Origin of the sequence: Methylocystis sp. ATCC 49242 (genome assembly GCF_000188155.2) — a bacterium.
Taxonomy (GTDB): domain Bacteria; phylum Pseudomonadota; class Alphaproteobacteria; order Rhizobiales; family Beijerinckiaceae; genus Methylocystis.
This window is the reverse complement of sequence record NZ_KE124774.1, coordinates 677,811-693,322: the sequence shown is the minus strand read 5'-3', so window position 1 is coordinate 693,322 and position 15,512 is coordinate 677,811. Positions and strand designations below refer to the sequence as shown.

Annotated in this window: 11 protein-coding genes and 2 pseudogenes; 9 read left to right on the top strand and 4 right to left on the bottom strand. The window is 60.1% G+C overall.

Going from position 1 to position 15,512, the window contains the following annotated elements; genetic code table 11:
* Positions 1-29 precede the first annotated feature (29 nt).
* Complete coding sequence (locus MET49242_RS05160) at positions 30-1,457, top strand: hypothetical protein (RefSeq protein ID WP_244430713.1); 1,428 nt, start codon at positions 30-32, stop codon at positions 1,455-1,457.
* Complete coding sequence (locus MET49242_RS05155) at positions 1,454-2,176, top strand: DUF3142 domain-containing protein (protein WP_244430712.1); 723 nt, start codon at positions 1,454-1,456, stop codon at positions 2,174-2,176. Before MET49242_RS05160 ends, MET49242_RS05155 begins: the two co-directional genes overlap by 4 nt.
* Before the next feature lie 34 nt (positions 2,177-2,210).
* Here MET49242_RS05155 and MET49242_RS05150 read toward each other — a convergent pair whose 3' ends face one another.
* The gene (locus MET49242_RS05150) at positions 2,211-3,383 is read right to left on the bottom strand and encodes a hypothetical protein (RefSeq protein WP_051134020.1); all 1,173 of its coding nucleotides are present in this window, start codon (positions 3,381-3,383) and stop codon (positions 2,211-2,213) included.
* Positions 3,384-3,489: 106 nt separating this feature from the next.
* On the opposite strand from MET49242_RS05150, the pseudogene MET49242_RS05140 reads away from it, so the two are divergent.
* A pseudogene (locus MET49242_RS05140) lies at positions 3,490-4,677 on the top strand (IS3 family transposase).
* Between the two features lie 185 nt (positions 4,678-4,862).
* Here MET49242_RS05140 and MET49242_RS05135 read toward each other — a convergent pair.
* The 3 genes from MET49242_RS05135 to MET49242_RS24755 all read right to left on the bottom strand — a co-directional run bounded on the left by MET49242_RS05135 (position 4,863) and on the right by MET49242_RS24755 (position 7,388).
* The gene (locus MET49242_RS05135; RefSeq protein WP_244430710.1) at positions 4,863-6,227 is read right to left on the bottom strand and encodes a HAMP domain-containing sensor histidine kinase; all 1,365 of its coding nucleotides are present in this window, start codon (positions 6,225-6,227) and stop codon (positions 4,863-4,865) included.
* Positions 6,228-6,310: 83 nt separating this feature from the next.
* Positions 6,311-6,988 carry a response regulator transcription factor gene (locus MET49242_RS05130; protein WP_036281149.1) on the bottom strand — a complete coding sequence of 226 codons (678 nt, stop codon included), beginning with the start codon at positions 6,986-6,988 and terminating at the stop codon, positions 6,311-6,313.
* Positions 6,989-7,145: 157 nt separating this feature from the next.
* Complete coding sequence (locus MET49242_RS24755) at positions 7,146-7,388, bottom strand: hypothetical protein (RefSeq protein ID WP_144259472.1); 243 nt, start codon at positions 7,386-7,388, stop codon at positions 7,146-7,148.
* A gap of 243 nt (positions 7,389-7,631) precedes the next feature.
* On the opposite strand from MET49242_RS24755, the gene MET49242_RS05125 reads away from it, so the two are divergent.
* The 6 genes and pseudogenes from MET49242_RS05125 to MET49242_RS24750 form a co-directional block, all read left to right on the top strand.
* Positions 7,632-10,082: a TonB-dependent receptor domain-containing protein gene (locus MET49242_RS05125; RefSeq protein ID WP_036281147.1), complete on the top strand. Its 2,451-nt coding sequence runs from the start codon at positions 7,632-7,634 to the stop codon at positions 10,080-10,082.
* A 65-nt stretch (positions 10,083-10,147) separates the two neighbouring features.
* Complete coding sequence (locus tag MET49242_RS05120) at positions 10,148-11,053, top strand: cation transporter (RefSeq protein ID WP_158497259.1); 906 nt, start codon at positions 10,148-10,150, stop codon at positions 11,051-11,053.
* Between the two features lie 34 nt (positions 11,054-11,087).
* Positions 11,088-12,962 (top strand): extracellular solute-binding protein, encoded by a 1,875-nt coding sequence (locus MET49242_RS05115; RefSeq protein WP_084678899.1) that lies wholly within the window; start codon positions 11,088-11,090, stop codon positions 12,960-12,962.
* Positions 12,963-13,305: 343 nt separating this feature from the next.
* Positions 13,306-14,424: an IS630 family transposase gene (locus MET49242_RS05110; RefSeq protein ID WP_036281145.1), complete on the top strand. Its 1,119-nt coding sequence runs from the start codon at positions 13,306-13,308 to the stop codon at positions 14,422-14,424.
* A 44-nt stretch (positions 14,425-14,468) separates the two neighbouring features.
* Positions 14,469-15,281, top strand: coding sequence for an IS5 family transposase (locus MET49242_RS05105; RefSeq protein ID WP_036279258.1), 813 nt, complete (start codon positions 14,469-14,471; stop codon positions 15,279-15,281).
* Positions 15,282-15,380: 99 nt separating this feature from the next.
* A pseudogene (locus tag MET49242_RS24750) lies at positions 15,381-15,476 on the top strand (IS630 family transposase); the annotation flags it as partial.
* Between the last annotated feature and the right edge of the window lie 36 nt (positions 15,477-15,512).

Below are 15,512 nucleotides of genomic sequence, written 5' to 3'. Positions count from 1 at the left end.
ATGGATGGCTACGCGAGACCGCACGCTACATGATCGGCCGCACCCTGCTTAACAAAGCGCAGGTTGGAGCGTTCGCGTCCCTCGACGGCGTCGCGGAACCGAAAGTGACCGACAGGACATCTCTGGGCGCCTCGGAAGCGGAGCTGAAGTTATATCTTGCCGACTATCCCGCGGGGCGATACGCCGCCTCGGCGCGCGGGCTGCTGCGCCGGATCTACTGGCTTGGGGGCGACAAAACGCGGCTCGCCGCCGAATATGGCTGGCAGATAACCCATTGCAACTCTCTCCAGGCCAATCTCGGCAATTCCGTGCTGGCGCAGGAGATCGATTCCAAATATCTGGGCGCCGCCGCGGGCGAGAGCCACGACCCGAACCTGATCGCCGTTGAGGATTTGATGAGGCTGCGGTCGTCTGACCCTGTCAGGCCCAAATTCCCTGCCGCTGAGCTCGAGGCCCAGGCGCCCGATTTCGTGGGTCACGAGGAGATGTTCGCGTTCCTGAAAGCGGCGCGCGCCTATTATGCCGATGGCGATTTTGTCGAGACGCTGCAGTTGCTCAGCCCGGCCAGCCCCGGCCCCCTCTCGCCGCCCTATCTGGCCTTCAGCCGCGAAACCTTGCGCGGTCAGGCGTTGATGGCGTCGGGACGTTTCGAAGCGGCGATCCTCCATTGGAAAACGCTCTTGCCCCTCGCCGCCGAACCTTGGCAAAGGGAGGCGGTCGAGCTCGGCCTCGGCATGAGTTGGGAACGCGCCGGAACGCTCAACAAGGTGTTTTTGCCCGAGACGCGCATTGCATCGCCGCGCATTCGAGCGCTTCTCCTGCGCCATTCAGCAGGACCAATTCTTCTGCGCATGGCGGTGGCGGACCCCCAGTCACGGGCGGACGAAAGGAAATTGGCTCGTTTCGTCCTGCTCTTCAAGGAAGCGACGCGCGGCCAGTACGCCGGCTTCTTGCGCGATTATTCGCCTGATGGCCTGACCGGCGATGATGCCCAGGCGCCGCAGGTCGACTATCTGAAATCCTCAGCCTTTTTGTGGGAGGGATCGAGCGAACCGTATCAGTGTCCCGCACTGAAGGCGGTGATCGGCGAGCTTGCCGCCAATCCCGGCTCCTCACACGGATTGTTGTGTCTAGGCGAATTCATCCGCACCGAGTACCTTGACGATTTCGAAAGCAACCCGCCGGCGCCAGACGAATTGGGCGGGGGTAAACCGATCTTTCCAGGCCAGGCTTTTTCGAGAGGCGAAATCTATAAGAAGCTGATCAACTCCCCTTCGACGCCGGACATCGACCGGGCCTATGCGCTCTATCGCGCCGTCAGGTGCTATGAACCAAGCGGCGTCAACGGCTGCGGCGGAAAGGATGTTGAATTGGCACAACGCAAGGCGTGGCACACCATGCTGAAGTCCCGTTACGGAGCCACCGCCTGGGCGCGAAGCCTGAAATATTACTGGTGAGATCGATCCTCCTCCTCCTCCCCATTCTGTTCGCGCTTGGCGCGCCGGCTCCGGCCGCCGCCGGTCAAACTGTGCGCGCCGCCGATCATGACGCCTACTGGCTCTGGGCGGGCGTCAGAAGCCGTCCGGAATTGGAAAAGGCCAAGACGATCTATCTGCACACGGGCGAAATCGGGCCGGATGGCGGCAGCGCCGTCCGACTGAAGGCGCAGGGCGCAACGGAGCCCGGCCCTCATGCGGCGACGATCTGGCTCGCCTATCGCGTGCGTAGCCTCGATTGGACGCCGGAAATTGTCGCCGGGATCGCCCGCCGACTGGCCGTGTGGCGCGCGCAGCCGGGCGCGGTGGCAGGGATACAGATCGACTTCGACGCATCGACCCACGGCCTGAAGAATTATGCGGTTTTCCTGCGCAATTTGCGCCAGTCTCTGCCAAAGGATTGCGCCCTCAGCGTGACCGGCCTCATGGACTGGGCGTCGCAGGCGACGCCGGAGGACTTAGATGCGTTGTCGGGAAGCGTTGATGAACTCGTCTTCCAGACCTATCGCGGCCGCGAAACTGTCAGGGACGTCGACGTTTATCTGGGGCGACTTGGCCGGTTGCGCATTCCCTTCCGCCTCGGCCTCGCCGAGGGAGCCGCTTGGTCGCCTCCCGCCGTCCTTGCGCGTCATCCGTATTTTCGCGGCTATATCGTCTTCTTGCGCAATCCGCCCCTATAGAATTGCCTCCCGTACGACTTGAACCCCGGCCTGTTCAATCGGGGCTCTCACAGGCCGCGAGCGGCATGGAGTCGAGACGATAGACCTTGTCGTCGCTCGCCGTTTTGTCCTTCTGCGCGCATGATCCGTCGAGCGGCAGGCCAGCGATCGGGTTGCCGAGCATCACGAACTCGGCCTGGCCGCGCCGTAAATAGACCGTGCGCGAATCGTCCTTGTCGCATGCCGTCGCTTTGGCGTTCTCGCGTTCCGCTTCACTGCAGTTCGCCATCCCGGACTTACAAAAGGACGCGCTGCACTCCCATTGATCCTCCAGGGGCGTGCAAACATAATGCAGGCGCACTGGCTTTGGTTGCTTGCGCGTCGTCACGGAGATGGATAGCCCGACGCCATCCGGCCAATCGACGAGCAGCCCCTTGGCGCGATCTACGGCGATTTGGCCGTCGTCGCGCGATACGCGGATCGAATTGGTGAGCTGCTGTGGATGCGAAGTCAGATGTTGCGTCGAATAATCGCGCCCATAGCAGAAGGGTGCGTCCGGCTTGAGACGCTCGCGCAAAGGTGCGCCGAGACCGGCGTAGCGTGGATTCGTCTTGTTCGCTTCGGCGACGCAATCGGAAAGAGGGCGCGCGTCGAGCCGGAACTTCTTGTCGTCCGGGCCAAGCAGGCGCGACTTGTCGCCGGCCTCCTCGGCTTCGGAGTCGAGAAGGACGGCTTGCTCGACGTCTTCGAGCATGAGATGCGCCGCCTCGTCCGAATAGATCGCGCCAATATGGTGATCGCATTCGCCGCCGCAGGACAATTTTTTGCTTTGCGAGTCGAGATGTGCTTCGGAAGAACACCAGCCAGCGACATACTCGGGTTTTCGCGCGCCGCGCAGGGTGACGAGCGCGACGACACGGGTCGTGTCGCGCTCCGGATCATCGGCGGCCGGATTGGCGTGTTTGTTGGGGCTTTCCTCGCTGTGGCGCAGATTGGGGTCCTCCCAATAGGAGGCGGCCTTGCCTTTGCCGATCAAGAAGAAAACGCGCTCGACCCTTTGGCGGGGATGCGCCTTCAGATGGGCCGCGTCATAGACGCGGGCGAAACAGAGCTTACCCTGCCGCTCGATCAACTTCTCGGTTGGCGTGATTTCTTTCGCCTGCGCAGCGGCGCAGACTATTCCGAAGATCGCGACGACCGGTAAAAGGCTGAGCTTGAAATACGGCATGGAAAAATCTCCTCTTGTTGCTTCAGAGAAACTATGAGACGACTGACCTGCCCCTGAGAAACTCGACCAGATGCGATTAGAGTCCGGCCATATCGGGACGGACGAGATGAAGAAGAAGCGGTTCACGGAAGAGCAGATCATCGGGATTTTGCGGGAGCACGAGGCGGGCGCGAAGGCGGCGGATCTGGCTCGCAAATATGCTGTGTCGGAGACGACGCTTTACAACTGGAAGGCCAAATATGGCGGCATGGACGTCTCCGAGGCCAAGCGGTTGAAAGCGCTCGAAGAAGAGAATGCGCGGCTGAAGAAGCTTCTGGCCGATCAGATGCTGGAAGCCGCGGCGCTGAAGGAGCTTTTGTCAAAAAAATGGTAGGGCCCGCCGCCAAGCGCGCAGCCGTTGTGCATCTGCGAGCCGCCATGGCTCTGTCGGAGCGTCGGGCCTGCCAGATTGTCGCCGTCGATCGCGCGACCGTCCGCTACATCTCGAAGCGGCCGACCGACAAGCCGTTACGGGAGCGGCTGCGGGAACTCGCCAACGAGCGCCGGCGCTTCGGCTATCGGCGGCTGTTCGTGCTGCTGCGGCAGGAGGGCGAGACGTCGGGCAAGAACCGCATCTACCGGCTCTATCGCGAGGGAGGGCTGACGGTGAGAAAGCGGCGCGCCCGCCGAAGGGCTGTCGGGCGCGCGGGCGCCCATTCCTGTCGAGGCGCGGCCGAATGCGCGTTGGTCTTTGGACTTCGTGCATGACCAGTTCGCCTGCGGACGCCGGTTCCGCATCCTGAACATCGTCGACGACGTGACGCGTGAATGCCTCGCGGCGATCCCCGACACATCCATCTCGGGCCAACGCGTGGCGCGGGAACTGTCGGCGCTGATCGCATGGCGCGGCAGGCCCGGCATGATCGTTTCGGACAACGGCACGGAGTTCACCTCGAACGCCGTGCTGTCGTGGTCGAGCGAGAACAGGATCGAGTGGCGCTATATCGCGCCGGGCAAGCCGATGCAGAACGGCTTCTGCGAGAGCTTCAACGGGCGCATGCGCGACGAACTGCTGAACGAGACGCTGTTCTTCGGGCTCGACCATGCCCGGGAGAAGATCAGCGCCTGGGCCCAGGACTACAATCACCGCCGCCCGCATTCGGCCCTCGGCTATGCGACGCCCGCCGCCTTCGCGGCCAATCTCACCGCAACAGGCGATCGGCTGCGCAACCCGGACCAACTCCGCCGATCGCCTGTTGCTCCATTCGCGCCCTCGGGCGTATCAACCGGAAGGACTCAACCCGCCGCTGGATGAAAGTTCAGGGGCAGGTCAATATGTCCGGATTTAATTTCCGACAAGGACAGGGTAACACTTAATCAGCGGGTCCAAGGTTCGAGCCCTTGTGCGCCCACCAATAAAATCAAGGCGTTGAGGGTCTAGATGGCAACGCTGATGTCGGATTGGTGACTACATGGTGACCACGCCGATCAATGTATCCCCTATTGGCTTTGGATAAAGCGGCCTGCTTCCTTTCGTTGCCGATCTCCATATAGGCCTGGAGGGTGAGCGGAGGTGAGCGGACGGGCGAAAGCAACCCTGAATGTTGCCCCGCCACCAAGCGTTTCGGCCACCCACAGACGTCCGCCTTGCTTTTCCATCAATTCTCTGGCGATCGCCAAGCCCAGTCCAGTGCCTGGCGTAGCGTCGCTCTTTCGCCAAAACGGCTCAAAAATTATGTCGCGCTCCTGTGGCGCAATGCCCGGGCCGTGGTCGATGACGTCGATGACTCCGTCTGGCGATAAGCGAACGACAACGAAGCCCCCGAGCGGCTCCGCGCGCAGGGCATTCTCAATGAGATTTGTAACGACGCTCTCGACGGCCCAGCGGAAAGCGTAGACGGGAACCGGATTATCAGGGGCCTCGAACTCGATTTGACGATTACTATGATAGGCGATGGGCATCAAATCCGCGATTGCTGTAAGAATCGCTTCCCGCAGATCGAGCTTCGGCATTTCTTTTTCCTGGGCGCGCTCCTCAATCTGAGCCAAGACGAGAAGTTGCTCTAGAATTGTTTTTATTCGAGCCGCGTCCCGCTGCAATTCCGCCTTGAGCGGGCAATCGATCATTTTCTCGAGCCTTGCGCACAGAATTGCGATTGGCGTGCGGAGTTCATGCGCCGAGTTCGCCGTGAAACGTCGCTGCCGGGCAACCCCGTCTCGAACGCGTTGGAAGGCGGCGTTTACTTCCTCGACAAAAGGCGCGATTTCTGAGGGGAGATTACCGTCCGGCGCACGCCAGTTCAGCGTATCTACATTGATCTTCTTGATATTGCGGGCGGCAACGCTCAAAGGAGCCAAACTTTTGCGAACCACGAAAAAGCCGATCAGCGAGATGATCGCGCAAAGCGGGAGATACGCGAGAATATTCTCTGCAACGAGATAGGCGTTCAACTGGTAGAAGACGTCGTCCCAGTGAAAGGTCGAGCCATACACAATCGTCTCGATTTTGCCGAAGCGGGTTAGCGTCGTGCGCACGTAACCGCGCGCATTCGGATTTGGATCGTTCTCCAGATGGAAAAGCGAGCCGAACACTTCGACGTCGCCAAGGAGAGGTCTGAAATGCGCGGCCAGCCGTTGCGAAGACCCAGGCAGCAACGCGCCGCCTACTGGATCAAAAACGGCGAAGAGAAAATCCGGGTTGCGTTCTTGATGTCTCTGCAACTGCGGGGTCGACTCGATATAGAGGTTGCCGTCGTCGCCGCGTCTGAGCGCGTCGATCACGACGTCTCGCGCGTGCTTCGTCGTCCAGACTTCGAGCGCCTGGCGATGGTCGCGACCCCAAAAAAAAGCCAGCGGAATTTGCACGGTGATGGGCGTCGAAAAATAGGCGAGAAGCGAACCCAATATCCAAAACAGGATCAACCGGGACTTGAGGGAGCGCGGTCGCATCAGGCGCGCGCCTGCACGATCATGTAGCCCACGCTCCGCGTCGCATAGATTTCGACGCCCGCATCGGCGTCTCTCAACTTCTGGCGAAGGCGCGACACCAGCATTTTGAGCGCGTCATTTTGAACCTGCTCGTCCAGACCATAAATTTCGTCGATGAGGACCGTATAGGTCACCGCGCGACCGGCGCGCCGCATCAACGTCTCCAGCAACAGGAGTTCGCGCTTGTGGAGCGCCAACGCTCGGCCCCGCACCTGTGCTTCATGCAGATTGAGGTCAAAAGACAATTGGCCCAGCACGACGGGAGGAATCGGGGCGGCGCCGGGCCGACGCAGGCTGGCGCGTATCCGCGCGAGAAGCTCGTCAGGCGCGAAGGGCTTGATCAAATAATCGTCCGCGCCGGCGTCGAGGCCATTGACCCGATCGTCGAGCGAACGCAGCGCGGTGACCATGAGCACGCGAATATTTGGCCGCAAAGTGCGGATTTCCGGCAGGAAATCCAAGCCGTCGCCATCTGGCAGCCGTCGATCCAGCAGCAGGATGGGATAGTCGAATGCGTGCAGCGCCTCCCGCGCGTCGGCGATCCTGCCCACGCGGTCGACGAGATATCCCGACCGCTCAAGTCGGTCGGACATCAGAATGCCCATGTCGATCTGGTCTTCGACGACCAATATTCTCATCGGAGGATTTTCCGCATCTCGCGCTTGGATTACAAATCGAACGCGCCTCCAAGCCTCAGGCTATCCGCTATTGTTGCGCTATTGCAACAGTAAAACGCCTTCTACTTCGGGCCCCTGGGTATCGCTCCTGCGGTTGCGTTCGCGTTACCTTGAAGTGCTAATCGATCAGGAAGTCTTTGATCGAGGTCGAACCGTGTTCCGCGCCCTTTGGATTTTCCTGCTCTGTCTGACCCTTCAGGGGGCCACCCTGTCGGCGACGGGAACGTCGAACGGGCACGGAGCCGCCTTGGGCATAGGCAAAGCCTTCACTGGCGTGAATTGCACGGGCAGGGATGCGGGAGAGAACGCGCCGCGAAATGACCTGTGGCGGCATCACTGCGATGCGTGTGCGACCGATCATGTCGGCGGCGCGCCGAGACCCGTTCTGGGCGCGAACGACGCGCTCATGGTTCCCTCGCCGCCACCTCCTGCCCGCCTTGCGGGGCTTTCCTGGCAGGTTCCTCCCTTCGGGACCTTTGATCGGCTTGGATCGCAGTCTCCGAGATCACCGCCTCTGGCAAACTGATCTCAGCATAGGCCAAACAGCCTGTTCTCCCAGCTAAACCATTAGGGTAGCGGCCGATCGGCCGCCCAGGAGCTATTCATGTCACGCTCAAGCCTATTGCGCGGCGCATCCGTCGCGTCACTCTTGCTCGCCTTTGTTCCTGTAGTCGCCGATGCACAGCAGACGCTGCCGACCATTGAAGTCGGCGTCGCCCGGCGGGCCGCCCCTCGCGCATCGAGCCCCGCGCCCGCCGCCGTACCCGCGATCGGGACCAATGGGACACAATCGACAAACGCCGCGCCGGGCTTCCAGCTCCCGCGGGCCAAGCTGCCTATTTATCGAGAGCCGCCGGGGCAAACGGTCACGACGGTCGATCACAAGTTCCTCAGGCCAACGCCCATGTTCACCGTTCGGGAGATGCTGCAATACAGCCCCGGCGTCCAGATTCAGGAAGGCAACACCCCGCGAGAGGTCAACATTTCGATCCGCGGCTCGGGTTCCCGATTCGGGGTTGGCTTTCCGCTCGGCGTCCGCAACATCATGCTCTACGAGGACGGATTTCCGATCACGACCGCTGACGGCACAGGCCGAACGGATATCCTCGACCCGCACGCCTATAACGGCACGGACGTCTATCGCGGCCCCTCATCGGCGCTCTTCGGCAATTACGCTCTCGGCGGCGCGATCAATTTCCGGACATTTTCGGGCGCGGAAATCGACGGACTGGACACCGGGTCCGAATTCGGCAGTTTCGGCTACATCAATAATTACATCCGCGCGGGCAAGAAGGCAGCGACCGCGAGCCTCGGCGAGTTCGACATCTCGATCTTCGCCTCGGACGCCCGTGGCGATGGCTATCTCGCGCGGAGCGCATTTTCGGGTGACCAGGCGCGCCTTCTTGCGAGATGGGCGCCGACGCCCAATGATCGCTTCACGCTTAAGTATCTGTTCAACGATTCGTTCTCGACGTTCATGAACCGAAGTTCTCAAAATCAGTATTATTGGAACCCATACGGCACAAGCTTCGGCTGCGCCATTGCGACCCCGGCCAATCTGCCGTTTTGCAACAATCTCAACGTGCCGAGGAACGGGATCTTCACCTCAGCGTTGGCTCCGCTAGTCAATCAGAGCGTCTGGCAACTCGGCTCGCATCTGCATTCGCAGCAGATGATCGGCGGCGTCCGCTATGAGCATGATTTCGACAATGCGACGACCTGGCGAAGCCAATTCACTTATAACCATTTCGACTACATCAACGGCACCTGGCCGCCGCCGAAAGTGGGGCCGGCCTTTCTGGGCGGGCTTGGCGGACCGGTCGCGATCCGCGGACCTTCCGTCGGCATCGACGCCAGCACGGACATCACCAGCCACGCCCCGCTTTTTGGCATACCAGCCACGCATTATCTGGGCTTCTTCTATAGCAACGTCAAAACCACGAATCCCCTCTTCAACCAGCTCCCCAACATCTGGAATTACGGCGCAGTTGGCGCAGCCGTCGGTAAGATCGACAGCTACACGTCCAATATCGGACTTCGTGCTCGCGAGGAAATCGCGCTGACGCCGCAATTGACCGGCGTTATCGGCTTCAGCACAAACTGGAATCGCGTCTGGGGCGTCAATACCGTTTATAATTACAACGCGAACGGGACATGGAGGCTGCCACAGCAGGTCGGTGTGGACAATGACTATTGGAACACTGCGCCGGAAGCGTCGCTGACCTACCGCTACAGCCCGGAATGGCAGGTCCGGGCGCGTTACGCGGCGGGCTACGGCACGCCGTCCTTCCTCTATCTGACGTCGACGCAGACAGGCGCCGGGAGCAATACCGGCCTACAGGCGCAGACTAATATGGGCGTCGATGTCGGGATCGACTGGACGCCGAGCCACAACGTGCTTGTAAGCCTCACCGGCTTCAACGAGTGGTATCGCAACGAAATTCTGACCCTGTCGAATGGGCTCGTCAGCTATCAGGCTAACGTGCCCGCCTCGATCCATCGTGGTCTCGAAGCCAATATCGATTGGCGCCCCTTCGACGGCTGGCGCTTCCTTGCAGCATATACGCTGAACGATCAGTTCTTCACGAACTACTGGGACAATCTCGGCGCCTTGAACGGCCGGTTCGTTATGTATAATCGTTCTGGCAACAGGATCCCCAACGTGTCTCCGCATACGCTGACGGCGCGCGTGGGTTACGATCAGTCGACCGGCGATTTCAAGGGGCTGGGCGCTTACGCCGAATATGTCTTCAAGGCGGGCTACACGATCGACAACGCCAACTTCACATCCCTTCCGGGCTATGGGCTGGTCAATCTGAACCTGCACTACAATCGCGACATCGCGAATTTCTTCATCAAGAATCTAGAGATGTATCTCAATCTCAACAACGTCTTCGATCGCACCTATATTGCTGGTTCATTTGTGATGGGCAACACGCTGATCGCTGGCACGCCTATCCAGACGCCAACGCTCCTCCTCTCCACGGCGCAAGGCGCGGGGATTCTTGCTGGCTCGCCGCGGGCCTTGGTTGGCGGCGTTAAGCTGAAATTCTGATTGTCGCCGTAACCGCCTCGCTTATTGCGGGGCGGTCGTTCGACCACGCGCAGATGGAGCGGATAATGCCGATAGTCCTGTTCGTAGAGAATATGCATTGCAAAGGATGCGCGCAGCATGTCGTCGAGGCCGTGCACGCCCTGAAGTCCAACGCGGGAGTTTCCGTCGATCTTCCCGCGAAGCAGGTGTCGATCGATCCCGCCCCTGCTGATTTGCATGCGCTTCTCTGCGCGATCGACAAGGCCGGATACAAGGCGCGTGTCGTGCAGGAGACCGACGCCGACTTTTTCGCGCGCCGAACCATGGCTCGGGAGCGGCTGAACGCGATCAACCCGCGCATGCAGCCAGGCGGAGATCCTGGCGACCCAAAAGGAGATCAATGGTTTACGAAGGTCTATGAGCTTGCCGGCGACGACGCAGCCAATATTCCCTGGGCGACGCTCTCTGCGAACTCCCTGCTTACGGATTGGCTGTCCAAGCAGGATATTGGCGGCAAGCGCGCGCTCGACGTCGGTTGTGGGCTCGGCGACAATGCGGAGGCTTTGTCTACCGCCGGGGCTCGCGTCAGCGCTTTCGACTATATTGGCCGCGCCGTTGCATGGGCGAAGCAGCGTTTCCCCCATACTGCGGTCGACTACCGCGTCGCCAATCTTTTCGCGCCGCCGCCTGAATGGGTCGGCGCTTTCGATCTCGTGCACGAATGCTACACTTTGCAGACACTTCGACCCGAATCGACGGCGGACGCGGCAAAGGCGCTCGCGTCGATGGTCGCGCCCGACGGGCGCCTGCTCGTCATTTCCTCTGCGCGAGAAGCGAATGAGCCTCAGGCCACGCCATGGCGGCCGCTGACGCGCGGCGAAATCGAAAGTCTCGCCGTCGACGGCTTGAAGTTACTGGAACTCGACGACATCCCTCAGCAGGGATGTCTTTCGCGCCGTTGGCGCGCCCTGTTCGGTCGGTCAAAAGCGTAAGCTGTGCAAAGCTGCCTTTTAACAAGGAAACGCCATGCGTCATCGCGGTCATCCAAAGGGCGCCTTGCTTGCGCTTCCTTCCAAATGGCCGCCGGCCGCCTTTGCGCTCGTCGTCACTTGTCTCATCGCGCTTTTTGCGCAGACCTCCGGCGCCGAAGCGGCGAAGCATGGGCTCGCCCTGTATGGAGAACCTGCGCTTCCCCATAGTTTCGATCATCTCCCTTACGCCAATCCGAGCGCGCCAAAAGGGGGAAAATTGCGGCTCGGAATGGCGGGTGGATACGAGAGCCTCAATCCGTTCAATTTCAAATTCGCCGCAGCGCCGCAGCTTCTCATCGGAAATGTCTATCAAAGCCTGATGGCTCGCTCGCAGGATGAGCCCTATAGCATGTATGCGCTCATTGCACAGTCGGTGGAACTCGGACCCGAGCGAGAATACGTCATTTTTCGCCTCGATCCACGCGCGCGCTTTTCCGACCGCAGGCCAATTACTGCGGAAGACGTTTTGTTCTCCTTCGAGCTCCTGAAGGCGAAAGGCCGCCCCGGCCAACGCGACGCCTTCTCGCGCGTGACAAGAAGCGAAGCAGCCGACACCCATACGGTCCGCTTTGATTTGGGCAAAGGCGCAGACCGCGAATTGCCGCTGCTGCTGGCGGCGATGCCAATCCTCTCGAAGACAGCGGTCGACAGCGCGCATTTCGACGATGTTCGAATGGATATTCCAGTCGGATCCGGCCCTTACCTTGTCAAGGAAGCGAAAGCTGGCGAGCGGCTGGTTCTCGCGCGAGATTCAGACTACTGGGCAAAGGATATCCCGAGCCAACGCGGACTCTATAATTTCGATGAGATCGACGTCTCATGGTATCGGGACGGCGGCGCTCTGTTTGAAGCATTGAAGGGCGGGCTCATCGACTATCGCGAAGAATCGAGCGCCGCGCGCTGGCTAACGGCATACGATTTTCCCGCCAAGCGAGACGGAAGGATTGTCAAGGATACGCTGCGCCCGGGACGGCCGGTCGGCATGTCCGGCTTCGTCTTTAATCTCCGTAACAAGCTTTTCGAAGACGTCGCGCTGCGTGAAGCCATGGCGATGATGTTCGATTTCGAATGGGTCAACGCCAATTTCTATGGCGGCCTCTACAAGAGGACGACAAGCTATTTCGAAGGGTCACCCTTTTCTTCATTCGGCCGCCCCGCCAGCGAGGGAGAACGCGCGCTACTCGCGCGCTTCCCCGACACGGTTCGACAGGATGCGCTAGACGGTAGCTGGCGCCCCACCATTCATGACGGCAGCGGACGTGATCGCGAAATCGCGAGGCGGGCCATCCGGCTTGTCTCGCAGTCCGGGTACAAGCTGACCGACAAGGGGTTGGAGAAGGACGGTCGGCCGGTCGCATTCGAGATCATGATCCGCGATCGCGACGAAGAGCGGCTTGCCTTGAATTTTTCGGCGTCACTGAAGCGCATCGGAATCAACGCGCAGCCCAGACTATATGACGAGACGCAGTATCAGCAACGTCGGCGGAAGTTCGAATATGACATGATGATTGGCCAATGGCTCCCCTCCGCCGTTCCAGGAGCCGAGCAGGCAGGAAGATGGAGTTCCGCGAGCCTAGACAACCAAAAAGGAACCAATCTCGCTGGCGCCTCATCGCTCGCATTGGACGCGCTGATCGAGGCGCTCATTGGTTCAAAGACGCCGGAAGAGCATGTCGATGCGGCGCGCGCGCTTGATCGGGCGTTGCTCTCGGGCTTTTATTTCGTTCCGCTGTTTTTTGTCGACGAAATTTGGACCGCTCATAGCGCTACACTCGAGCGGCCGTCATATCTTCCGCATTACCCGATGTATCCGTTCGGTTTCACGCTCGAGCAGTGGTGGTGGAAAAGCGAAGAAATTCGTAACGACTAGGAGCCTGCTTCCCCACACATAGGAACATTCAATGCATGAGACGCGCTGACTGGCGAGAAGCGGTCGACGCGCCAAAAGCGGGATCTCACTACGCGGTCATGCCTGCTTTCGAACAGAGGCCAAAACGTCGAAAGCACTTCAACACAATGGTCGACGATCCGACACGATTCCGCACGGTGAAGAATGCATTTCGAGCTGACGTCCAACTCATTCAGAGCGGCTATAAGATCGACATCGACGGCCACTCACGGCACTCTTTGCGGCTGCCAGCGCGATGCTTGTCATCTGGAACCGAAGTTCGATTCATTATATCCTCTCCCCAGCTGGGAGTGGGAGCGAGTTTATGGCCAATGCGACGGGACGTCCGATTGCTCCCTTGATACTGAGTCCGGAAGAACGCGCCTACCTTGAACGGCAGGTTCGCCGGCATCGAGTTGGACGGTCTTTTTCCGAACGCTGCCGCGTCATCCTGCGATGCGCGGACGGAGTGCGCAGCAAAACCGTTGCGATTGAGTTGGGGATGCATGAGCCCACGGTAGGCAAATGGCGGCGACGCTTTCTGAAGGACCGAATTGAAGGGCTACTGGATGAAGCGCGCCCTGGCCGGCCCCGGACGATCGACGATGACCAGGTTGCTGCCGTCATTGAGCGCACGCTACGGTCTACGCCAAAGGACGCCACGCATTGGTCGATCCGGTCGATGGCGACGCAGACAGGCTTTTCGCATACGACGATCCGAAGGATCTGGAACGCCTTTGGCTTGCAGCCGCATCGCACCGAGACATTCAAGCTTTCAAGCGACCCGCTGTTCGTTGACAAGGTGCGCGACATCGTCGGGCTTTATCTATCGCCGCCAACTCGGGCGCTGGTGCTGAGCGTCGACGAAAAGAGCCAGATACAGGCTCTTGATCGAGAGCAACCGGTCCTGCCGATGATGCCGGGCATTCCAGAGCGCCGGACCCATTCTTACGTGTGCCATGGCACAATGTCGCTTTTCGCGGCTCTGGATATCGCTTCGGGCTTTGTGATCGGCAAATGTTACAAGCGCCACCGAGCCGCGGAGTTCCTGGACTTCCTCAAGCAAATCGATGCGCGTGTTCCGGAGGGCCTCGATATCCATATTATCATGGACAACTACGCCACTCACAAAACGGCTCTGGTAAAAAACTGGCTGGCGAGACGGCCTCACTATCATGTGCACTTCACGCCGACCTCCGCGTCATGGATAAACCAAGTCGAGCGCTGGTTTGCTGAACTCACCCGCAAACAGATCCGTCGCGGCGTCCATACCTCAACGAAGCAGCTCGAAGCGGACATCCTCGCATTCATCGAGCGACACAACGAAGACCCGAAGCCGTATCGTTGGACCAAATCCGCCGACGAAATCCTCGCCTCCGTCAAACGCTTCTGCCAGAAGACGGAGACGACCCTTATGCTGCGAACTTCAGATTCACGTGACTAGAGGGTGTTATGTACTTTGGTGATTGATTGTCTTAGTAGAATCGGATGTCTCCGATTCGCAAACCTTATCCGTCTGACGTCAGCGACGAAGAATGGTCGCTGGTTGCGCCTTATCTGACGCTCATGGACGAAGGCGCGCCGCAGCGTCAACATTCGCTGCGCGAGCTGTTCAACGGCCTGCGTTACGTGCTGCGCTACGGCATCGCCTGGCGCGCCATGCCCAACGATCTGCCGCCATGGTTCGCCGTGTATCAGCAATCGCAGCGCTGGCTGTCGGCGGGCGTGTTCGAGGCGCTTGCGCAGGATCTGCGCGCCCAGTTGCGCGTCGCTTCCGGGCGGGCGGCGGAGCCGACGGCGGCGATCATCGACAGCCGCACCTTGCGCTCGACCCCTGAGAGCGGCCCACGAGCGGGCTATGACGGCGCGAAGCGAAAGCGCGGCTCGAAGCTGCACATGGCAGTCGACACATTGGGCCATTTGCTGGCGTTGCATGTCACGCCGGCGAATGTCGATGACCGCGCCGAGGTCGGCAAGCTCATCGCAGCCGTGCAGGATGTGACAGGCGAAAGCGTCGAACTCGTTTATGTCGATCAGGGCTACACCGGCGAAAAGGCGTCCGAGGCGGCGAAGGCGCAAGGCGCCGAACTGTGCGTCGTCAAACTTGCCGAAGCGAAGAAGGGCTTCGTGCTGTTGCCCAAGCGATGGGTGGTCGAGCGTTCATTCGCCTGGGCGACGCGATGCAGGCGGCTCGTCAAAGACTACGAGCGCTATGCTCAGACCCTCGCAGGACTCCACGTCGTCGCCTTCGCATGTCTCATGCTCAAGCGCGCAGCAGATTTCATGATCCAAGGTGCATAACACCCTCTAGAGCATTTCCCTGTATTTCTGAATCGGGAGGGATTCCTGTTTTAGCAGGAGTGTGATTCAAGATGCTGGCTGGGCGGAGGCCAGCATCCAATGGTTCGACCTCTCTCCAATGATCTTCGAGAGCGTGTGGTTGCGTCGGTTTTGGCTGGCGAGAGTTGCCGCGCCGTGGCTTTGCGCTTTGGCGTGGTGACCTGCCCCTGAGAAACTCGACCAGATGCGATT

Bases quoted from the DNA above. Each gene is read 5' to 3' on its own strand.
- MET49242_RS05160 (WP_244430713.1), top strand. From the start codon at position 30: ATGATCGGCCGCACCCTGCTTAACAAAGCGCAGGTTGGAGCGTTCGCG.
- MET49242_RS05125 (WP_036281147.1), top strand. From the start codon at position 7,632: ATGTCACGCTCAAGCCTATTGCGCGGCGCATCCGTCGCGTCACTCTTG.
- MET49242_RS05120 (WP_158497259.1), top strand. From the start codon at position 10,148: ATGCCGATAGTCCTGTTCGTAGAGAATATGCATTGCAAAGGATGCGCG.
- MET49242_RS05115 (WP_084678899.1), top strand. From the start codon at position 11,088: ATGCGTCATCGCGGTCATCCAAAGGGCGCCTTGCTTGCGCTTCCTTCC.
- MET49242_RS05150 (WP_051134020.1), bottom strand. From the start codon at position 3,383: ATGCCGTATTTCAAGCTCAGCCTTTTACCGGTCGTCGCGATCTTCGGA.
- MET49242_RS05105 (WP_036279258.1), top strand. From the start codon at position 14,469: ATGTCTCCGATTCGCAAACCTTATCCGTCTGACGTCAGCGACGAAGAA.
- MET49242_RS05130 (WP_036281149.1), bottom strand. From the start codon at position 6,988: ATGAGAATATTGGTCGTCGAAGACCAGATCGACATGGGCATTCTGATG.
- MET49242_RS05110 (WP_036281145.1), top strand. From the start codon at position 13,306: ATGGCCAATGCGACGGGACGTCCGATTGCTCCCTTGATACTGAGTCCG.
- MET49242_RS24755 (WP_144259472.1), bottom strand. From the start codon at position 7,388: ATGATCGGTCGCACACGCATCGCAGTGATGCCGCCACAGGTCATTTCG.